General features: G+C 40.1%; 19 protein-coding genes. 11 read left to right on the forward strand and 8 right to left on the reverse strand.

The window, feature by feature from the left end:
• Positions 1–325: 325 nt before the first annotated feature.
• Together A7Q09_RS05035 and A7Q09_RS05040 are read right to left on the reverse strand one after the other, a co-directional pair.
• Entirely contained in the window at positions 326–1,342 is a 1,017-nt protein-coding gene (locus A7Q09_RS05035) for a biotin--[acetyl-CoA-carboxylase] ligase (RefSeq protein WP_244228538.1), read from the reverse strand.
• On the reverse strand, positions 1,323–3,260 hold the full coding sequence (locus A7Q09_RS05040; protein WP_134390205.1) for a PHP domain-containing protein: 1,938 nt from the start codon (positions 3,258–3,260) through the stop codon (positions 1,323–1,325). Before A7Q09_RS05040 ends, A7Q09_RS05035 begins: the two co-directional genes overlap by 20 nt.
• 729 nt (positions 3,261–3,989) lie before the next feature.
• Here A7Q09_RS05040 and A7Q09_RS10675 point away from each other — a divergent pair.
• The 8 genes from A7Q09_RS10675 to accB all read left to right on the forward strand — a co-directional run bounded on the left by A7Q09_RS10675 (position 3,990) and on the right by accB (position 10,772).
• Positions 3,990–4,130: a hypothetical protein gene (locus tag A7Q09_RS10675; RefSeq protein ID WP_208526686.1), complete on the forward strand. Its 141-nt coding sequence runs from the start codon at positions 3,990–3,992 to the stop codon at positions 4,128–4,130.
• A gap of 10 nt (positions 4,131–4,140) precedes the next feature.
• Positions 4,141–4,923, forward strand: coding sequence for an enoyl-ACP reductase (locus A7Q09_RS05045; protein ID WP_134390206.1), 783 nt, complete (start codon positions 4,141–4,143; stop codon positions 4,921–4,923).
• 33 nt (positions 4,924–4,956) lie between these two features.
• Complete coding sequence (locus A7Q09_RS05050) at positions 4,957–5,649, forward strand: HAD family hydrolase (protein ID WP_134390207.1); 693 nt, start codon at positions 4,957–4,959, stop codon at positions 5,647–5,649.
• Between the two features lie 41 nt (positions 5,650–5,690).
• Entirely contained in the window at positions 5,691–7,112 is a 1,422-nt protein-coding gene (locus A7Q09_RS05055) for an NAD(P)/FAD-dependent oxidoreductase (protein WP_134390208.1), read from the forward strand.
• A gap of 45 nt (positions 7,113–7,157) precedes the next feature.
• Complete coding sequence (cysS, locus tag A7Q09_RS05060) at positions 7,158–8,564, forward strand: cysteine--tRNA ligase (RefSeq protein WP_134390209.1); 1,407 nt, start codon at positions 7,158–7,160, stop codon at positions 8,562–8,564.
• Positions 8,552–9,193: a dTMP kinase gene (gene tmk / locus A7Q09_RS05065; protein WP_134390210.1), complete on the forward strand. Its 642-nt coding sequence runs from the start codon at positions 8,552–8,554 to the stop codon at positions 9,191–9,193. The genes cysS and tmk overlap by 13 nt, the downstream gene beginning before the upstream one ends.
• Positions 9,177–10,037 carry a DNA polymerase III subunit delta' gene (locus A7Q09_RS05070; protein ID WP_134390211.1) on the forward strand — a complete coding sequence of 287 codons (861 nt, stop codon included), beginning with the start codon at positions 9,177–9,179 and terminating at the stop codon, positions 10,035–10,037. Before tmk ends, A7Q09_RS05070 begins: the two co-directional genes overlap by 17 nt.
• 294 nt (positions 10,038–10,331) lie before the next feature.
• A complete protein-coding gene (accB, locus tag A7Q09_RS05075) occupies positions 10,332–10,772 on the forward strand; it encodes an acetyl-CoA carboxylase biotin carboxyl carrier protein (protein ID WP_134390212.1) in 441 nt (146 codons plus the stop codon).
• A 30-nt stretch (positions 10,773–10,802) separates the two neighbouring features.
• Here the strand turns inward: accB and A7Q09_RS05080 are convergent, their stop codons facing one another.
• On the reverse strand, positions 10,803–11,435 hold the full coding sequence (locus tag A7Q09_RS05080; protein WP_244228539.1) for an SIS domain-containing protein: 633 nt from the start codon (positions 11,433–11,435) through the stop codon (positions 10,803–10,805).
• A 22-nt stretch (positions 11,436–11,457) separates the two neighbouring features.
• Between A7Q09_RS05080 and A7Q09_RS05085 the strand changes: the two genes are divergently transcribed.
• A complete protein-coding gene (locus A7Q09_RS05085; protein ID WP_134390214.1) occupies positions 11,458–12,567 on the forward strand; it encodes an LptF/LptG family permease in 1,110 nt (369 codons plus the stop codon).
• A 6-nt stretch (positions 12,568–12,573) separates the two neighbouring features.
• Here the strand turns inward: A7Q09_RS05085 and A7Q09_RS05090 are convergent, their stop codons facing one another.
• Positions 12,574–14,100 carry a peptidylprolyl isomerase gene (locus A7Q09_RS05090; RefSeq protein WP_134390215.1) on the reverse strand — a complete coding sequence of 509 codons (1,527 nt, stop codon included), beginning with the start codon at positions 14,098–14,100 and terminating at the stop codon, positions 12,574–12,576.
• 119 nt (positions 14,101–14,219) lie between these two features.
• Between A7Q09_RS05090 and lnt the strand changes: the two genes are divergently transcribed.
• Complete coding sequence (gene lnt / locus A7Q09_RS05095) at positions 14,220–15,821, forward strand: apolipoprotein N-acyltransferase (protein ID WP_134390216.1); 1,602 nt, start codon at positions 14,220–14,222, stop codon at positions 15,819–15,821.
• A gap of 106 nt (positions 15,822–15,927) precedes the next feature.
• Complete coding sequence (locus A7Q09_RS05100) at positions 15,928–16,407, forward strand: phosphate-starvation-inducible PsiE family protein (RefSeq protein ID WP_134390217.1); 480 nt, start codon at positions 15,928–15,930, stop codon at positions 16,405–16,407.
• Positions 16,408–16,535: 128 nt separating this feature from the next.
• On the opposite strand, the gene hpt is transcribed toward A7Q09_RS05100, so the two are convergent.
• The 4 genes from hpt to nusB are packed head-to-tail and all read right to left on the reverse strand — an operon-like array spanning position 16,536 to position 19,509.
• Entirely contained in the window at positions 16,536–17,099 is a 564-nt protein-coding gene (gene hpt / locus A7Q09_RS05105; RefSeq protein ID WP_134390218.1) for a hypoxanthine phosphoribosyltransferase, read from the reverse strand.
• Entirely contained in the window at positions 17,096–18,193 is a 1,098-nt protein-coding gene (ribD, locus tag A7Q09_RS05110; RefSeq protein ID WP_134390219.1) for a bifunctional diaminohydroxyphosphoribosylaminopyrimidine deaminase/5-amino-6-(5-phosphoribosylamino)uracil reductase RibD, read from the reverse strand. The genes hpt and ribD overlap by 4 nt, the downstream gene beginning before the upstream one ends.
• A complete protein-coding gene (ftsY, locus tag A7Q09_RS05115; protein WP_134390220.1) occupies positions 18,171–19,019 on the reverse strand; it encodes a signal recognition particle-docking protein FtsY in 849 nt (282 codons plus the stop codon). Before ftsY ends, ribD begins: the two co-directional genes overlap by 23 nt.
• Positions 19,020–19,044: 25 nt before the next feature.
• Positions 19,045–19,509 (reverse strand): transcription antitermination factor NusB, encoded by a 465-nt coding sequence (gene nusB, locus A7Q09_RS05120; protein WP_244228540.1) that lies wholly within the window; start codon positions 19,507–19,509, stop codon positions 19,045–19,047.
• Positions 19,510–19,624 lie beyond the last annotated feature (115 nt).

The raw sequence follows: 19,624 nt of genomic DNA on the forward strand, positions 1-19,624 counted from the left end.
GAACATTTGTCTCTCACTAGCCATTTAAAACTCGTATCCTACCACCATCCAAACGTTCTCCATATTCGAAAAAATAGCGCCGACATGTAAAGAATAAACAAAAATAAAAAGATAAAAATTATCGTTTTATTCTCTTTATCCCATCTGCCACCAGGATCTCCTCCACCGGATCCTGGCCACCTTTTGGGATTTGCAACCATGCTATTATTCTATTTTAATTCTAGAAAATAAAAAAGGGCATTTTTTACTTTTAGATTACCTTTTTTTATTCGTTCCGGATCATTCGCCCCTATTTCAAGACATATCTTGACCACCATGAACCAGCTCAAATGGAAAAAATTTTTTGGATGCTTCCATTTGCACTCTCTATAAGCAAACAACCTGTTTCATCTATACCTTTCATTCGTCCTACAATTTTTTGACCATTTACTTCAAAAGTAACCTTCTCATTCAACAGCACTATCCTTTTTTCCCACGATGACTTGATCGCGCCAAAAGATCGCTGCAAATTCCGATCCAATCGACCGAGGATTTCTATCAACAGCTCCACTCTTCGCACCTTTTTCCCCGTCTCCAAGTAAAAGGAGGTGGCTTTTCCTTGCAAGGATTCTGAAAAGTGGATTCTTTGTTGATTGAGGTTAATGCCAATGCCTATTGCAGCAAACCACTCTCCACCTTCGTCCCGATCTATTTCTATCAGTATTCCTCCAAGCTTTTTAGTAGCAACAACGATATCATTAGGCCATTTAATAGTCACAGTTTTCAAACCCATTTGAAATAAGGCTTCCGCCGTAGAAAGAGAGCTTAAGATAGCCAATTGTTGAGGATTGGCTACTAGCCATTTTGGTCGCAATAGCACTGTCATATAAAGACCTAAGGGAAGGAAGGATTCCCATGATCGACCTTGCCTTCCTCTTCCCTGCAATTGCCTATCAGAGACGACCACAAGCCCTTCCTTAGCCCCTCTCTTTGCCTGCTTGATTACTTCATCATTTGTCGAACCAATTACTTGAAAAATCTCTGATTTCCAACGGATGTGAAAGTCCCCTCTTTCCAACAGAATCTGGAGTTCTCCCGGATGGAGGATATCTGGTAAAGGATCCTCAAGAGATATCCCCACTAGAGGTGAGCAATTAATGACAAACCCTTGTTCCTGCAATCTGCAAAGACTTTCCCACACTTCCTTTTCATCTGCTTTAACTGCTGCTAATAGATCACGGAACACAAGCTTGCAATTCCTATTGGCAAGCAGCCGTTTTAATAGTTGGAATTCCGTAAAAGAAGCAGCGCAAGAAGGCAAGATCATTCGACGCATCAAAGCCTTAGGCAATTTCCAGTTCAAAATCCTTCTTTTGAAATAACGTTCCAAACTTATGATCCCGATAAAGGGTTATGGCAACATTCCTATTGGAACGAATACATTCTTTGATTTCATTCGCCTCTTTTGCACAATGGAGGATTGTTTTCCAGGAATAGATGTGCTTTGGCTTATGAAAATCACTGTTAGCAATAAAAGGCAGTTTTTTTAAGCCAACGGGAGAAAATAGATCATACCGATTTGCCACCTCCCAAGCATCAAGCAGAGGAGCATATTCTTGCTGATTTTCCCATAAAAATAGGGTGTTCGGCCCCCAAACACTTTGGAAAATGTGTGGATGAGAGGCAACAGCTAAGCCATTTTGTTTATGGATCTCAGCAATAATCTCCTTTAAAGAAAGGCATGGATCAATTGGGCTTTTAAGATCGATCCCCAGTAGATGCGCAGAGGTTTTTGGGCTATATCCGTCTTTGTTAAATTCTATTCCACAGAAGAGAATCATTTCATATTTTTTCCATGCTCTTTTTTTTTCTTTCTCTATCGTTTCGAAATACTCACCGACTTTAGTCGGTGTTAATACAAGGCCAGTCAGTTCGCAGAACTTACCGATCAATCTTTTTCTGTCAACAAGATGATCGGTTACACAGATACAATCAAAACCGCGCTGTCCATAAAAATCCACGATCTCTCCTACGGATAACCTCCCATCAGAATAAGTCGAATGAATATGAAAATCGCACAGTAATGCTTGAGAGCTTTTCGTTTTGGTCACTGAAAAATTGACATTCTCAAACCTTTTCCCAGGAAAAGGGAAAACCCTCGAAGGGATGATTTCCAGGACAGATTGTTCTAGAACAAACCGAGCTATTTTAAGGGAACTGTCTGGCTTACTGATTTTTTTAAGATTGTTCTTTAATTTTTTCCAATGCTTAGCCTCGTTTTCAAATAAAAAGTCCAGAGCGGATCCGATATCCGATGGCTTTTCAGCAAAACAAGCCACTTCGTATCTTCGTAAAAGTTCATAATTTCCTTCTTCTTGACCAGGAACAACTTGTGGAATGATCATCGGACAACAAGCCGCAATAGCTTCCTGTACTGTAGCACCACCTGCTTTGCTAATAATCACATGATGATTGAGCAAAAGCTCGGGAATTTTATCTGTCCATCCCAAAACTTTAACCCGTTCTTCAAAGCCTTTCACATGTTCAGCAATATTGTAAAAGAGTTTTTCGTCTTTCCCCACGACGATCGTCGCTTCCCAATTCTTTCTGGATAAGAGTTGATCAATAATTTTTGATGCTTTTTTTCTTCCCGAATTGATAATATATAAAATCTTGGGCTGTCGTATGGGTTCCAAAGGCATGGAGTTTTGAGCATACTCCAAAAATTCAAGTTGGACAGGAAAACCAAATTCAAGAATCCTTTCCTCAGCTATGCCTGCTGATTTTAAAATGGTCGCCGTATCTTTATTAGGCACTACAAAATAATCGCTCCAACTCCTATACCAAAAAGAATTGACGGTGATCGAATCAGTGATGACGGTTATTTGAACAAAGTTCTTTTCCTTCCCATCTTTAAAGATCTCTTCTATCAGAAAATTATAGAAAGGATAAGTCGACAGAACGATGTCAGGTTGCATTTCTCTCAGCAACCAATCCAAGGCCTGCTTCATTTTGGCAAAAGCCACCAGTACGTCTTCTATAAAACTCGTACGATCAAAAATGGAATAAATCCCTCGCCAAATTAATGGTGCACGATTAATGGCTGTTAGATAGCCTTGCCGCAACAGATCGCTGAACTTGCCATAACAGGTATCAAAAAGATCAATCCGATCAACAATCGCTTCGTCCGGCTCCAGATGTTCAATGGCTTCCTGTATATTCCGTGCCGCAGTGTTATGACCTTCTCCAAAACCGGCCGTCAAAATAAGTATTCGTTTCATTCCTTTGCGATCCAGATCAATAGACCTGAATCTCTATCACTTTTTAGTTATTCACCAAAAGCGCCATACTACTAATAAATGAAATGCGATCAAAAGACAATGAGAAATCTATATAATCTCCTAATATAGAAAATATATTGAAAGATTTTTTAGGAAATAAAGTATTAAAAAAAATTAACAGTTTTACCATATTAATTAGCTTCTGGGTGAGGCTATGAACGACATTTGCTAACGTTGTTAGAGCATGGCTTGCATTGCTGCTAGTTACAAAATGATTTTCCTCTCCATCCATTTCCAGTGGTAAACTCTCAGAACTTTTGGACGATTCGAGCCAGAGCAACTAAACAAACATTTTTCTCATTTTTTATCTTAGCCTAGGCAAGGAATGCATAAGGATAAAAGCTAAAGAACATTAATAAACCAAACCTGGCGAATTAAAAAATTAAAGTATTTTCTCATTATAAGTGTAGTAGGCTTGCAGGCTATTTCTAAACTAATCTAATATTAGCCCTTCCCCTTCCCTTTCCTATCCCTGAGAAGATAAATTTCAGAAAATCTTTACCTTCCTCAATAAAACATTTGTCAAGGAAAATCCGCAGCCATGGAGTAGATTCAGATAATTATGACTATTAATTGGGCAGTTGAGCTGCTTTTAGGAGAGATTTCCAGTAGAAATAAATGGCCTATGAGTAGAAATGAACGCCCCATTTGAAAGGATGGGGGAAAAGAATGGAAGATCTTCGTTCGGAAATTAGTTCTAGATCTACATCTCAGAAAAAAAATCGAACAACTCGTTTTAAAAAAAAAGATAGGCTTGTGCTTACTGATTTAAAATTTGCTCTTTATATTTTCTTTTGTTTTCTTCATTAAGGATTTTATTATGAATTATAAGCCACTATTAGGAAAAAATGCCCTTGTCTTTGGTGTTGCTAATAAATGGAGCATCGCTTGGGCCGTTGCCAAAACCTGGCACGAGGCCGGAGCCAACTTGATCGTTGGATACCAGGGAGAAAGACTAAAGAAACCTGTGGAAGCTCTCCTTTCTGAACTCCCTCCTAGTCCTCCTTCTTTGGCTTTTCCTTGTGATGTCAGTAATGAACAAGAAATTAAATCTTTCTTTTCGCAGGCTGTAAAACATTTTCCCAAAATCGATCTTTTACTCCACTCCATTGCTTTTGCTCCAAAAGAAGCATTAGAAAAAAACTTCTATGAGACAACTCGAGAAGATTTTATAAAAACTTTTGAAATAAGTGTGTATTCTTTTATAGCCTTAGCAAGGGAAGCCAAAGCCTTGTTCAGAGATGGAGGCAGTATTTTGACGTTATCTTATTATGGCTCAGAAAAAGTTATATTAAATTACAAAATTATGGGGCCCGCAAAATCAGCCCTTGAATCCTCCGTAAGGTATCTGGCCTATGAGTTTGGCAAAGATCAGATACGGGTCAATGCTTTAAGTCCTGGGCCAATAAACACATTAGCTGCAAGAGGAATCAGCGGATTTACAAAGTTTTTAAAAGAATGTGAAGCAAAATCCCCATTGAAAAGAAATGTAGAAGCCAAAGAAGTAGCATCGGTTGCTTTATTTCTCGCATCAGATGAATCCAGAGCCATTACAGGACAAACGATTTACGTTGACTGTGGATACTCTATCCTTGGATTCTAAAGCTAAAGGCTGCAATTGTAACATTATCCTTTCATGTCAACAATAAAACATATCATTCTATGGGATATCGATGGCACTCTTATCCATTCTACTGGGAGCGGACTAAGAGCTATTTTTCGGACAATCAATGAACTCTATAATCTAGAGATGCATCCCAAAGAATTAGACTATCGGGGAAGAACAGATCTCATGATCGCAAAACAAATTTTGAATAGATGCCAGGTGCCATGGACCCCTGAAAACCTTTCTATTTACAGAAATCATTATTTGAAAGTTCTTCGGGAAGAACTTACAAGTCATGATACAGGGAAGCTTTGTCGAGGAATATTAGATATTTTGCAAACAATAAGTACTATCTCTACTGTCAAAATGGGGCTTTTGACCGGTAATTTCAGAAAAGCTGCTCAGATCAAACTTTCCTATTATAAGCTATGGACCTATTTTTCTTTTGGGCTGTTTGGTGATCAACACGAATCAAGAAATTCTTTAGCCAGTATGGCTGCTGAGCTTGTTATGGCAATGTTCGGTCAGGGTATTGAAAAAAAGAATTTTTGGGTAGTGGGAGATACTCCTCACGATGTTCTTTGCGCTAAATTTGCAGGTTTTACTTCGATTGCTGTGGCTACTGGAGGCTTCAGCAAGGAAGAACTTAACCAATACCAACCCGATTACTCTTTTGAAGACCTTGCTTGCGTAAAAGATTTCTTCTCTCTTTTTGCTGATTAGCCCTGAAGAAAGATTGCAAAAAAAAATTTTGAGGATTTTCAATGAAGGGACCATACCAGTTGGCCATCATCGGAGCAGGAACCGCGGGTTTTGCTGCTGCTTCATTAGCCGCAAAAAAGGGAATCAAAGTCGCCCTGATCGAAGGAGCAGAAAAGATTGGAGGGCTTTGTATACTCAAAGGCTGTATGCCTTCAAAAACATTAATTGAATCCAGTCGCCGATTTTGGGATTTGCAACAAGCCAAAACTTTTGGATTGAAAGTAGAGGCTATTTCAGTGGATATGCAGCAGATTCAATGGAGAAAAAGAAAACTCGTTGAGAGGTTTGCTAAATATAGAGAAGAAGAGATTTTTTCATTACCAGTAGACTTCATTCAAGCCCAGGCTTCTTTCAAGAGCCCCAACGAATTGGAAATACGAAGAAGAGATGGGGAAAAGCAACTCCTCTATGCAAATGTTATCCTCATAACGACTGGCTCTATAATCGATCCACTGCCCATTCCAGGCTTAATGGAGTCTGGATTCCTTACAAGCGATTCAGCACTTGAACTGGAGCATTTGCCAGAAAGTCTTACCATTCTGGGCGGTGGACCTGTTGCTTGCGAATTTGCCCAATTTTTTTCTCGACTCGGTTGCAAAACGACAATCATTCAAAGAAGCCCTAGGCTTTTGAAACAATTTGATCCGGAAGTTTCCCAATGCCTCAAGGATTGTTTTACAGCCGAGGGCATAACTGTTTTTAGCGATACTCAAATTGAATCCGTCTCGATTGTTAATGGGTTGAAAAAAGTTTCTTTCTTTTTTAAAGGAAAAAGGAAGGACGTTTTATCCAAAGAAATTTTCTATGCCCTGGGAAGAAAACCGAACCTAAAACATCTTGGATTAGAAAAGATAGGGATTCATACGGATTTTCAATCGCTAGAGGTCAATGATAAAATGCAGACTTCCATCCCCCATATTTTTGCCGCGGGAGATGCTACAGGCAACTTTGGAATCGTGCACATTGCCAGAGAAGAAGGAGAAATTGCTGCTAAAAACGCTCTTGAACTCCTAGCGGGTAAAGAACCTAGCCACGTCATTTCAAGGCGTTTGACAATGGAAGTTGTTTTTACTGATCCAGAAATAGCAATGGTAGGCATTTTGCCTCGAAATGGTGGAATGATAAGCGCTAAGTATTTTTTTCAAGATCATGGGAAAGCCATTATCGAAGGAAAAGAACATGGGTTTGTAAAAATCTATGCTGAGCCTTCCACTGGAGAAATTCTTTGCGGTTCCATTATTGGTCCTCATGCTTCAGAGTTGATTCATCTGTTGAGTACGTGCATGTATTTTAGAGGAAAAGTTGAGGATCTTTTGCATATGCCTTTTTATCACCCTACCCTTTCCGAAATCTTGGGATACCCAGCCGAAGAAATCTTTTCTGTGCTCCAGAAGCAAAAAGAAATGAACCAATCTTTTGTTTAGTGAGGAACACTATTGAAAAAATAACCTTTTTCAACAACAAAAAAAATGAACTTCTCTTTTCCTCTTCCTCCTTTTCGTTTGTACAATACAATCTCCCGCAAACTTGAGCCCATTAAGCCGATCAATCCTCCGCATGTTACCATGTATGCTTGCGGACCAACAGTATATAACCTTGCTCATATCGGCAATTTTAGAACCTTTCTCTGTGTGGATCTTCTCCGAAGAGCTCTTGAACTATTCGGATATAAGGTGATTCACACCATGAACTATACCGATATAGATGACAAGACAATTGCAGCTTCTCGTGCCGCTGGCCTTTCTCTAGTCGAATATACTCAAAAATATATCGATGCATTCGAACAAGATATGCAAACTCTTCATTTGCTTAAGCCGCATTTTCAACCAAAGGCCACTGAACACATTGAGAAGATGATTGAATTTATCCGCCAACTGATAGACAAAAACCATGCCTATATTGGAGAGGATGGATCAGTTTATTTCCGCATCGCTTCATTCCCTGACTATGGGAAACTTTCTCATTTAGAAAAAGACAAATTAAAACCTGGATCTCACATATTGGCTGATGAATACATCAAAGAACATTATGGGGATTTTGCCTTATGGAAAGCCAAAAAACCGGAAGACGGAGAGGTCGGTTGGATTTCTCCATGGGAAATAGGAAGACCGGGATGGCATATAGAATGCTCCACCATGAGTATCTGTTATTTAGGCAATGAAATAGACATTCACTGCGGGGGTGTCGATCTTATTTTTCCTCATCATGAAAATGAGATAGCGCAGAGCGAGTCTGTGACTGGACAAAATTTCGTTCGCCACTGGTTTCATGTAGCACATGTACTGGTTGAGGGCGAAAAGATGTCTAAGTCTTTAGGCAATATCTATACTATCCGAGACATTTTAGAAAGAGGATTTAATGAAAGGACGCTTCGGTATCATCTTTTAACGGCTTCCCATTATCGACAGACCCTCAATTTCACATGGCAGGGTATGGAAGCCTCACGTGAAGCTGTCAAAAGAATCGATCAGTGGTTAAGCCGCTTCCAAAGCCTCCCTAAATCTCAGTTCCAACTACAAGAATATGAAGAAGAGACTCGATTTCTTCGCTGCTTTGTTGAGGCTTTAGCGGATGATCTAAATATTACAGAGGCAATCGGTCATCTTTTCGATTGGATCAGACACACCAATCGGATGATGGATAAAGGAGAGCCTTTACCCCCACTCCAAAGAAGTTGGCAACTTGTTGATACAATCTTAGGAATCGGAGAATTCAGTGTGGAAATTCCCCCTGAAATTCAAACTTTGCTTCAGATGCGAGCTGAAGCCAGAAAGAACAAGAACTGGGCGACAAGCGATAGGATCCGACAGCAGCTCCAAGAAATGGGTTGGATAGTCCAAGATACTCCAGAAGGACAAAAAGCATGGAAAGTATAAAAAGACGCTTTATTAGTTTTGAAGGAAGTGAAGGCTGTGGGAAAACAACCCAGATTCGCCTGCTAAAAAAACGATTAGAAGAGCGGGGACAGAAGGTTATCCTGGTTAGAGAACCTGGATCCACACCACTTGGAGAACGATTACGCAGGCTTTTAAAACATTCGGCTATAGGCTTCTGCCCGCTGGCCGAACTCTTTTTGTTTGAAGCGAGTAGAGCAGAGTTAATAAAAAAAATCATTGGGCCTGAGATTGCACAGAATACATGGGTTCTTGCTGATCGTTTTACCGATTCGACTCTTGTATACCAGGGAGTAGTACGTGGCATTCCTCTAAAAACCATTGAAGAGCTCAACCAACTAGCGACGGCCGGTATAAAGCCAACTTTAACGATTCTACTGGACATCCCAGTGAAAAGTTCTCAGTTTAGGATTAAAAAAAGGGATGGTAAAAAATCAGGTATTGACAAGCTGCAGGCTGACTTTGAGAGTTCCTTAGATACAGTAAGAAAAGCTTATTTAGAGCTTGCAAGCAGAGAGCCAGAAAGGTTCTATGTCTTGGAAGCCACAGGAAGCCCTGAGGAAATTGCCACTCTTGTATGGGAGAAGATTAGCCATGTCTTTGAGCTATGAAAGTTGTATTCAACTCTTCAAAAAAGGGATTCTGAACCAAAGGATCGCCTCAGCTTATCTCTTCAGCGGTTCCGATGCTTCATTGTTGTTAAACGTAGGGATGGCTCTTTCCAGAGAGCTGCTCGAAGGAGATCCATTGAAGCACCCTGATTTTTACTTCGTCCGCCCCCAAACGAAACTAAAGCGCATCAGCGTTCAGCAAATAAAGGAAGTCTGTCAGCAGCTTTACTTGAAGGCTTATAAAGAATCCAGAAAAGTTTGCCTCATCTTAGAGGCCGAGTCTATGTGTTTAGGAGGAGGAGAAGCGGCCAATGCCTTTTTAAAAACCCTTGAAGAGCCTCCTTCGCATACCACCATTCTTTTAACTTCAACAAGGCCTTTGTCTATATTTCCAACCATTCTTTCCCGATGCATTCGGGTTTCTGTCTATAGTTCTCCGTTTGAAATTTCCACCGAAGACCAAGAGCTTTTGGCCGAAGTGCAAAAATGGATGCAAATCGACAATGGAGAACCAATAGCAGGGTTCAAAAAGATGGCATTGCTTAATGAGTTTATCCAAAAAACAAAAGCAGAATTGGAAAAGGAAAATGAAGAAGAATCACTAGAAGAAACCCAAACCTTAATCCATATCAAGCTCATGGATAAAAGGGAACGGTTTTTGCGCCTTCTTGAACAGGCGTACTGGCAAAAGATCCAAGAAGAACTAAAGAAAGGCTCTCCCAAGAAAAGTTTCTGGAGATATGTGGAAGCGATAAGAACCATAGAGCAGCTCCACCAAGATCTTAGACATGCGGTAGATGAATCGCTTGCTATTGAAGCCGCATTCCTTCCTCAAACTTTTTAAAAGGAAAAGAAAAAAACAGAGTCTAAAAAGCAAACAAAGCCTAGCAAACGAATCAGAAGGAATATTATTATTTTCAAACAAGAAACAAGAGTTCAAAAGAAGGAAAGAAATTGACAGAATCGATAAAAAAAGAGAAAAAGAGGGAGGAGGGAATACCTTTCAGTTGAAATATTTAGTTACCGAACATTTTTTGAGCTAGCTAATAACCCCACGCAACCCTAATATTGAAATGAATTGATTGAAAAGAGATTTTGCACAAAATGAGAAACATCAGTTTTAGAAAAAAGGGATGATATGGATATAGCTAAAATTGCTGAACTTATCGAACTGATGGTAAAAAACAATCTAAGTGAAATAGAGATCGAAGAAGAAAATACCAAACTGAGGCTTCGAAAAGACTTTCCTTCCCATCCCCCATTGGTCTCTGCTCCTCCTTCAAGCGGACATCTTGTCGAAGTCAAAGACAAAGAACCTTCCTTACTTGCTTCTCCCAAGTTTACAGAAATTCGCTCACCTATGGTAGGAATATTTTATAGATCCCCTTCTCCCAATGCCCCGCCCTACGTAGAAGTTGGGCAAGAAATCACAGAAGATACCGTAGTCTGCATCATAGAAGCCATGAAAGTCATGAACGAAATTAAAGCAGAAGTTCACGGGATCATCACAGAGGTGTTGGCGGAAAATGGTAAGCCTGTAGATTTTAACAAGCCTTTGTTCAAAGTAAAACTGCTTTAATCTTCCTCGATGATAAAGCTTATCTAGCTGTTAGGCACTGTTTTTCCAGGCTTCAATGATCTCTAAAAGGGCATGCACAGCCCAACAATGCATTTCTTGTATTCTTGAGGGATTTTCACTCGGGACAATCCAGGACATATCGACCTCTCTGCATAGCTCTCCTCCCCCTTTACCCAGAAAAGCGATAGAAAACATGCCCCTATGCTTGGCTGATTGCGCAGCCTTAAGGAGATTTCGAGAATTACCGCTTGTAGAAAAAAGGATCAGCAGATCTTCTGGATATCCAAGAGCTTCTATCTGCCTTGAAAAGATTTCTTCAAATCCAAAATCATTTGCAATACAACTAAGCGTAGATCCATCGGATGCTAAAGAGATGGCCGCTAGAGGAGGTCTTTTGGCTCTAAATTTTCCCAAGAGTTCTTCTGCAAAATGCATGGCTTGAGCAGCACTTCCTCCATTGCCAGCACAAAGGAGCTTTCCATTTTTTTTGAAACAATCGAGCAGTTTATCAGCAATTCTAGAGAGAATATCCACAGAATCTAGCATATTGGAAGCTAAGTGGAGTAACTGCTCTAGCTCTCTTTCAATAATTTGGGTTGAATTGACCGACATTTTTTCCATATTCTTGTAAAAAAAAAGGTTAGCTTGTACATCTTTGTACATCTTAGCTCAAGTGGTTTAAATAATGAAAAAAATTTTGTTCCGCTATCTTTTTAAAGGTTTCCTTTATCCCTTACTCTTTACGATCCTTGCCTTTTGTTCGCTTGTGATCATTGCTGATCTTTTCGGATCATTGGAAGATTTCATTCAAAACAAAGCCACAGCGCGTCAGATTTTCAACTATTATGTAGCTTATCTTCCAGCCGTGGTGATCATGATTGCTCCTCCTGCTTCCCTTTTTGCTTCTCTTTATTTTCTCATGCAGCTTCATAGACATGGTGAATTTGTCGCCATGCAAGCCTGCGGGGTTCCCTTGCAAAAAATCTTTGCTCCTTTTTTGATCATAGGTTTTATTATGACGGTCTTTCTTATTGCCCTACAGCTTGGTCCAGGTGGCAATTCACAGGCAAAAAGAGATCAAATCATGGAGGATATCAAAGGAAACAAAGGATCGGTTCATGCTGTAGGCGGCATCATTTACAGGGAAAAGGCAGAAAAAAGAATATGGTATTTCCGCCAGCTCGATTTTGTCAAAAATCAGGGAGAAGATGTTGAAGTCGTTGTTCAAGAAGATTCTGGAAAAGACCTGAAAAAATACTTCGCTCGTAGAGCCATCTGGAAAGATGGCCATTGGATTCTTAACGATGTCAATCGCATCGACTATGACAGTTCGAGTAATTTTCTTCAAAGCACCTATTTTGAGTCTCTCTCCCTTATTTCTTGGACAACACCTCCAAGACAAATGGTGGCGCTTGAAAAAAAACCGCGCGATCTAAATGCCTCAGAATTATGGAAACTGATCGACAATCCAGGAAATATCCAAAAAACGCTCCTTGCTCCCTATCAAGTCCAATTCTATACTCTCATTGCCGAACCTCTATCTGTCCTTGTCCTTCTTCTTATTGGGTTAGCAGAAGGAGGAAGACTTAGTAGCAGACATCCGGCTGCAGGAGTTTTTAATGCGCTTTTTATTCTTATCGCCTTTTATTTGATCTTCCACTTTTTCCAGATTTTAGGTCAAGGCATGAGAATTCCCCCAGCTATTGCAATTTTTACCCCCTTATGTGTTTTTGCTACCATCTCTCTTTTTAGAATTGCTCCTCTTTTTGGGATCGGGCTATTAGAGAAAAGCTAAAACAAATTATTTATCTTGTATACCGGCAGTTTGCAACAAGGAAGTAGGAGGCATATAACCTGGCTGTTTGCTTCTCCACAGTACCCATTCCTCTAGGAATGCTTGTCTTCTGCTCATAAGCAGATCTTTTTCAAGCTTGTTTTTAATTTCCATCTCATTGGGCAATGCGGGAGCGAAGCGGTTCTGTAGATAAATAAAAACTCCACCTTCAGGTGTAGGCAGAAAACGACTTAACCGCGATGGTTCCAATAGCTGACAAGCAAAACCTATTTCAGCAGCCGCGTTTAAGTCTTTTGGAGGATCAACAGGAACAAAAGATGGAGGCTTTTCTATCAAAAGGCCTTGAGCCCTGGCTACTTGTTCGATGTCCTTCCCTTCTTTCAGCGCCTTATTTAGCTCTTTTTCAATAGCAGTCGATTTTTCGAAAAGAGCTTCAAAGGCCTTCTTTCGCTTGAGTTTTTCTTCAATGATAGATTTTACTTGCTCAAAAGGACGTAACACCCCTTTTTCTACCCCAAGGAGAACGATGACATAATATCCTTTAGAAGTTTCAATCGGATCACTAACAGGCTTTTCTTGAGAGAGTTCAAAAACGGCTTTGGCAAATTTTTCAGGTTCCTCTAGCTCTGTAGGAGGATGATCCAAAGAAAAAAACGGGGTAAGGCGGTAAGAAAGATTTTTTTCTCTAGCGATCTTTTCAATCTCCGCAGTTTGAGAAGATTCCATGAGTCTTTGAGTATCTACTGAAAAATCTTCGGCTTTTTCTAAAAGCTTCCTTTTGGCCTCTTCAAGTTCTTTTCCTTTTAGAGATTGCCATTCTGGAGGAAAAGAAAAAAACACATAGCCTGCTTTTCTTTTTTCGGCCGTATAATAGTCCGGATCCTTGGAATGGCTTTTATATTCTTTTTCAATTTCTTCGGGTTTCACTTGAAGACCTTGCATAAAAGGATCGATCTTGAGCCTGAATAGAACGACCTGCACAGCACCAAAGGTCATGTTATAAATTTCATCTAATTCCCCTGAAACAACTTCTACGGGAGCAACCAAAACTTTTTTAACCTCCCCAATTACAAGCTCTTCATGCATCACCTGCAAAAATCTTTCTTCGGTTATCCCTTGTGGAACTAAGAAGGAAGAAACAAAACGTTGATAAATTGCAGGATCATATTTTCCCTCCTTCTGAAGAAAGGGAAGCTGCTGAATGAATTGAACAACTTCTTCTTCAGGAACCAAGCAATGCAACTCTTTTGCGGCTTGTAGGAAAAGCAATCTCGTCCAGGCCATTTGATCGAGTATTTGCTGGAGATTCTCCCCATAAGGTTGATTCCCAGAGCTCAAGGCAATCTCTATCGAGCTGGCTTGTCTAGCTAATCTGAACGTTTCCAATGAAATGCTCTTGCCAGCAATTTTGGCAACAGAGGGATTTTTTAATCCGCTCATAGCGGGTATGTTAAAAAACAGCAGGAAGGAGACGCCAATGACGGCAAGCACAACTACAAGCAACCACGAATGCGTACGCAATATTTTCAACATATTTCGTTCTTATCCTTATTAGCTATATTTCTTTGGAATACGCATAAAAGAGAAAAAGGAGAAGAAAAGAAAATTCCTTTTTTCATTCCCTTTAATTTTCATAAGTTTTAAAACCATCCATGGAAAATCTTAAAATAAAAGAAAAAAAAACAAAACAGATCTTCTCTGCCAGAATTTTCTTCTTGTTTATTCTTCCCTCTTTATCTGGGGTTGGGATGGCCTTTTCTTTCAGTCCTCTAGCTTCCTTTCTTTTCAGCTGGATTAGCCTTATTCCGCTTTTTGCCGCAGCTGATTACTATAAGGAAAATCCCTGGAGAAGATTTTGGAGTGGCTATCTTAGTGGCATGCTCTTTTTTTCTCTCTCTTTCTGGTGGATTGGTTATGTCACCATTTTAGGAACGGCTGCTTTGGTTGCTTATCTCTCTTTATATCCAGCCCTCTGGCTGCTGGCCTTAGGAAGACCGATTGTTCAATTTTCTTCCTACTCTTCAAAAACCAATCTGCTCAATGCTATAAACGGTGCTAATCTATGGATTCTGTTGGAATGGGTCAGAAGCTGGATATTCAGCGGTTTTTCATGGAATGAACTAGGAGTGAGTGCTTATAAAAGTCCCCTTCTTCTCCAAATTTGTAGCTTGGGCGGCGTCTTGAGCCTTTCCTGGCTTCTAGCTACCATTAATGGACTTATCTTTTTTTTGTTCCGTTCGCTGTATCGACAGCTTATTGCCCATTCTTTTTATTTTCCAAAACTAGAGTTACTGTTGCTACTGCTACTTTTAGCTCTTTGTATTTTTTATGGCGAACATCGCCTCCATACTCCTTCAGGACAGCCAGCTTTTAAGCTCCGTTATGCAGCCATCCAACCGAACATTCCTCAGGATTTAAATATTACGATCGACCCCGAAGCGGGTTTTTTGGAAGAAATCACTTTAAGTAGACAATCTTTAGGCTATTTTCCAGATCTTATATGCTGGCCAGAAAGCCCCTTTGGCTTGGATTTTTTTTCATCTCCAAAACTTCTAGAACCAATTCGCAAGCTGCAGCAAGCACAGCCCTTTTCTTTTCTCTCTGGATCCTTTAAAGCCACAGGAGAAGAACTTTTCAATGTAGCGGTCCTACTCAAATATCCTCAAGAAGAGCTAGAACTCTACGCAAAAAATCGTCTTGTTCCTTTCGGGGAATTCATCCCCTTTGCTAACATTTTTCCATTTCTGCGTAAACTCGTTCCTTTCCAGGTTGATCTTACTCCAGGGAAAACATCCAATCTCTTTTTCCTGGATAATCCTAAACTCAAAATTGCTCCTCTTATCTGCTTTGAGGATACAATCGCCAGTTATGTACGAAAAATGGCCGTTCAAAAACCTGATCTATTGATTGATATCACAAATGATGGATGGTTTAAGGATTCCCCAGGTGCCTTTCTCCACATGATTAACGCACTATTTCGAACAGTAGAACTGGATATTCCCTTGCTCCGATGTACAAACACCGGGGTATCGGTATGGATAGATCAACGAGGAAGAATAATTAATATTCTTAAAAAAGATGGGAAACTGGTCGGATGTAAAGGGATAATGGTAGGAGAAGCTCACTGGCATCAGCCCGACGAAACTCTATATAAAAAGTTTGGAGACTGGATCGTCGCTTTGGCGTTCTTAACTTTGAGTTTTTCTTCTTTTTCTAAAAGAAGAAAGGTTTCTTTAAGTCCAAACAACCTTTGAACTTTTGGTATTTTATTTGACAGATATTCCTACTCAGCTTATTAGTACAATTTCTTATAGATCTTCCATAGTTTGTTTCCCAAATTAAGAACAGGAACTTACTGGAATGCAAAAAGTCCTGCTCCACTTTTTTAGGATTTCGGTCGCAATTGCCTTTAATATCATCATTTTTTTGCTTCTTATTGGATTGGCTGTTGAGATCGTACGCAGCGTATGGGAATTAGCTCCAGGTTTGGTAAAAAACAGGACAAATTTAAATTTTCGCGATCTTGTCGAACGGACTCTTTCTCTAGTTGTTATCCTCGAGCTATTGCGCGCTTTCGTCGAATATTTCCAATTTGACCGTATTCGACTTCATGTGCTTTTGGAAGCGGGAGCGGCCTTTGTACTTCGGGAGCTTATGCTCCTACTATTCGATGAAAAGATCTCGGGAATCCATATTTTGATATGGAGTCTAGCGGTTCTTATCCTTGTCTTAGCACGAACCGTCGCCCTTTTATTCCCCCCTTTGCTCTTCTCCTCAACTAAGCGAATGCTTTCTAACACCGAACAAAAAGAGCCAAAAGAAGACCAAACCAGCTCTTAAGCCTAAATCATTCCAGTGTTGTATTGATTCGATGCTATCCTATCCTACCTAGGGGCCTTGTAGTCGGCACCTCAAACAGGAATAGAATTTCTAGAGCCACGCATAGAACAAGAACATTCATTCTATGTCTATTTTTGAATTAGAGAAAAGGACCGAATCGATTTGAGCCCCCTATACATCCCCTCATAATCTAGGCCATATCCTACGACAAAAACATCCGGTATTTCGAATCCTACCCATTTTGGTTGAATCGGCTTTTGCTCTTTTTTTAGCTTTTTTAAAAGCACACAAAACTCGACATTCAATGCTCCTGAATCATAAAGTATTTCTTTAACCGCACTTAATGTCTGGCCTGAATCAAGGATATCGTCTATGACAAGAATATTTTTAGCTTCAAATTTTTTTTTCTCTATCCATTCTAGTCCTTGAATAGATCCAGTGGAAGCTGTTCCAGCATAGCTTTTAAGCTGTACAAACTCGACTTCTGTCCGCAACGGTAAATTTTTAAGGAGATCTGTAACAAAAAAGAGTGAACCATTCAAAAGCCCTAAAATCATAAAAGGCCTTTTTCGATACGCTTCTCGAATTTCTGCGGAGAGTTCGAGGATTCTCTTTTGAATTTTTTCCTCTGAAAGTAACACCCGCCCAATTTTATAGGATAACCTAGCGTTTGGCTTATTAACTCTATTCATACATTAGCAAGACTAATAACTTGATTTCGAATCTCTTCAAGGAACTGAGCGCCCTTTAATAAAAGTCCATGACAATAAATATCCCCTTTTAAATTTTCCCAAGATGGATAGATCAAAGGAATAGGACTAGACAAAGCCTTTGATTCAATCAAAGAATTGCCCCATTCGGTGTGATGGCCTTTGCCTATAATCAGTGGAGAAAGGAAAAACGCCACCTCATGAATGAGTCCTTTAGAAAGAAAAGTCTGAAAAATCGTTTTTCCTCCTTCCACAAGTAAAGTGGCAACGGCCCTTGAACCCAATTCTTCTAAAACCATCTCTAAAGGAACTCTAACAAAGAGTAATGTTCTTTCTTTAAAAGAGTCAGTAAAAAGAAAAAGTTCTTTCGGCAGCCTTCCCGAAAGGCTCACAATAGCTCTCCAAGGTTGGACTTTATATTTTTTATCTACATGCCGGATAGTCAACAGAGGGTTATCATGTCTGGCTGTCTGGGCTCCAATTAAAATGCCGTCGGAAATCATCCTTAGTTTATGAGCAACAGTTCGTGCCGGAAGCCCAGAAATCCATTTCTCATCCCCAATCCCAGCAGAAAAGCTTCCATCAATAGCCATAGCCATCTTGCCTATCACCCAGGGTTTTCCAGTTACAATCCAATGATAAAATCCTCGATTAAGAAAAATTGCCTCTGGAAGGATCTCCCATGAAAAATCGATCCCCTGAGCACGAAAAAGCTCCATGGCTCTCGGCTTATTTTTAGGATTAGGATCCGGAGAACCAGCCACCACCCGACTTATTTTCTCTTCAATAATTCGCAAACTGCAGGGAGGGGTTTTTCCCCAGCATGTACAAGGCTCCAGGGTTACATACAAAGTAGAGCCGCTGACTGAGTAACCATGCCTTTTGGCTTCTTCTATAGCTTCAATTTCTGCATGGGGAGCTCCAGCTTTTTTATGATAACCCTTGCCAATGATTACCCCATTTTTTACAATCACAGCACCCACAGAGGGATTAGGGCTAGTCAAACCTTCCCCTAAAAGAGCCAGTTTAAAGGCCTCTTGCATCCAGTAACGATCATCGAGAGAAAAACTCTTCAATAAAACCCTCCGGACTAAATGCTTCCAAAGCCTCTAGATTTTCTCCACGACCAATAAACAAGGTTGGAATACCTAGTTCATATTTAACAGCAGCGATCATTCCCCCTTTAGCGGAACTATCGAGTTTGGTTACAACCATTGCGCTTAGTCCTAAAGCCTGGTGAAATTCTTTGGCTTGAACTAAAACATTAGATCCAGAAGTCCCATCGACTACCAATAAAACAAAAAGTGGGACCTGGCCTGATGCTTTTTCTAATGTCTTTTTAATTTTCTCTAATTCCAACATGAGGTTTTTCTTGTTCGCTTGTCTGCCAGCCGTATCAACAATCAAATAATCAGCCTGAGATTGGGATGCTTGGCTAAAAGCTCTAAAAGCAACACTGGCAGCATCTGCTCCCTCTTTTGCTGAGATGACTGGTAGCTCAAGCTTGTCAGCCCAAATTTTCAGTTGTTCGGTGGCTGCAGCTCTAAAGGTATCACAGGCAGCCAAATAAACTTTTTTCCCTTCGCTCTTGAACTTATAGGCGAGTTTTGCCGCTGTAGTCGTTTTACCCCCTCCATTAACCCCTACAAGAAGAATGACTCCTGGCTGGCCAATAGGAAAAGAAAGCCTATCGTTACCAAGAATAGCGATAAGCTCCTTGCGGATTCTTTTTTCAGCTAGATCAGTTCTAGTCAATAATTTTTCTTTTTCAAGCAAGCTATAAAGCTTTTGAGATAGATTTATCCCCAAGTCTGATTCGATCAGTATAGCTTCCCAATCTACCTGTTCTTTTTGACCAATAAGTGTTGTAAATTTTCCTACTAAGTTTTTCCAAAATGACATAACTTCAACCAATTCTCCATATCTTCTAGCTACTTGTTACCCAAGCTTGTCTACCAGATTCCTTTCGGATAGCATCAAGTACACCATTGACAAATTTTCCAGATGCCTCAGTACTATACTTTTTGGCAATTTCAACCGATTCGTTAATAGTTACTGCTGGAGGAATATCTTTTCTGTAAAGAATCTCATAGATGCCTAGCAAGAGGATACACTTATCCACAATAGCTAGCCGGTCGAGACTCCAGTTTTTGATATAACTGTTGATCTTTTCTTCAATCGTTTTTTTCTTTTTTATAATATCTCTAATCCATTCTTCTACAACTTTTTTATCCTCCTCCTTTATCTCTACAACATCCCAAAAAAGGCTAAGTGTCTGCTCAAAAGGACTCTCTTTGTTCATTTCCCACTGATAAAGAAATTGAATAATAAGTTCTCGAATTTTACGCCTGCTTGTCATTTGAAGAACCATTCCCTTAAAGTTTATTGACATCCTCCCCATGCCTAAAGGCAGGGGATTCCTGGAGATAACTGACCAGATTTAGCCAGGGCAAGCTCTCCGATGAGGGTGTTGAGGTTTTGATAGACCCTGACACTCTCATCGGCCT

The sequence above is a fragment of the Methylacidiphilum sp. Yel genome, assembly GCF_004421185.1.
Classification (GTDB): domain Bacteria; phylum Verrucomicrobiota; class Verrucomicrobiia; order Methylacidiphilales; family Methylacidiphilaceae; genus Methylacidiphilum.

Coding starts and splice junctions, on each gene's coding strand:
- A7Q09_RS05040 (WP_134390205.1), bottom strand. CDS start 3,260: ATGAAACGAATACTTATTTTGACGGCCGGTTTTGGAGAAGGTCATAAC.
- A7Q09_RS10675 (WP_208526686.1), top strand. CDS start 3,990: ATGGAAGATCTTCGTTCGGAAATTAGTTCTAGATCTACATCTCAGAAA.
- A7Q09_RS05045 (WP_134390206.1), top strand. CDS start 4,141: ATGAATTATAAGCCACTATTAGGAAAAAATGCCCTTGTCTTTGGTGTT.
- A7Q09_RS05050 (WP_134390207.1), top strand. CDS start 4,957: ATGTCAACAATAAAACATATCATTCTATGGGATATCGATGGCACTCTT.
- A7Q09_RS05055 (WP_134390208.1), top strand. CDS start 5,691: ATGAAGGGACCATACCAGTTGGCCATCATCGGAGCAGGAACCGCGGGT.
- cysS (WP_134390209.1), top strand. CDS start 7,158: ATGAACTTCTCTTTTCCTCTTCCTCCTTTTCGTTTGTACAATACAATC.
- tmk (WP_134390210.1), top strand. CDS start 8,552: ATGGAAAGTATAAAAAGACGCTTTATTAGTTTTGAAGGAAGTGAAGGC.
- A7Q09_RS05070 (WP_134390211.1), top strand. CDS start 9,177: ATGTCTTTGAGCTATGAAAGTTGTATTCAACTCTTCAAAAAAGGGATT.
- accB (WP_134390212.1), top strand. CDS start 10,332: ATGGATATAGCTAAAATTGCTGAACTTATCGAACTGATGGTAAAAAAC.
- A7Q09_RS05080 (WP_244228539.1), bottom strand. CDS start 11,435: ATGTACAAAGATGTACAAGCTAACCTTTTTTTTTACAAGAATATGGAA.
- A7Q09_RS05085 (WP_134390214.1), top strand. CDS start 11,458: ATGAAAAAAATTTTGTTCCGCTATCTTTTTAAAGGTTTCCTTTATCCC.
- A7Q09_RS05090 (WP_134390215.1), bottom strand. CDS start 14,100: ATGTTGAAAATATTGCGTACGCATTCGTGGTTGCTTGTAGTTGTGCTT.
- lnt (WP_134390216.1), top strand. CDS start 14,220: ATGGAAAATCTTAAAATAAAAGAAAAAAAAACAAAACAGATCTTCTCT.
- A7Q09_RS05100 (WP_134390217.1), top strand. CDS start 15,928: ATGCAAAAAGTCCTGCTCCACTTTTTTAGGATTTCGGTCGCAATTGCC.
- hpt (WP_134390218.1), bottom strand. CDS start 17,099: ATGAATAGAGTTAATAAGCCAAACGCTAGGTTATCCTATAAAATTGGG.
- ftsY (WP_134390220.1), bottom strand. CDS start 19,019: ATGTCATTTTGGAAAAACTTAGTAGGAAAATTTACAACACTTATTGGT.
- nusB (WP_244228540.1), bottom strand. CDS start 19,509: ATGTCAATAAACTTTAAGGGAATGGTTCTTCAAATGACAAGCAGGCGT.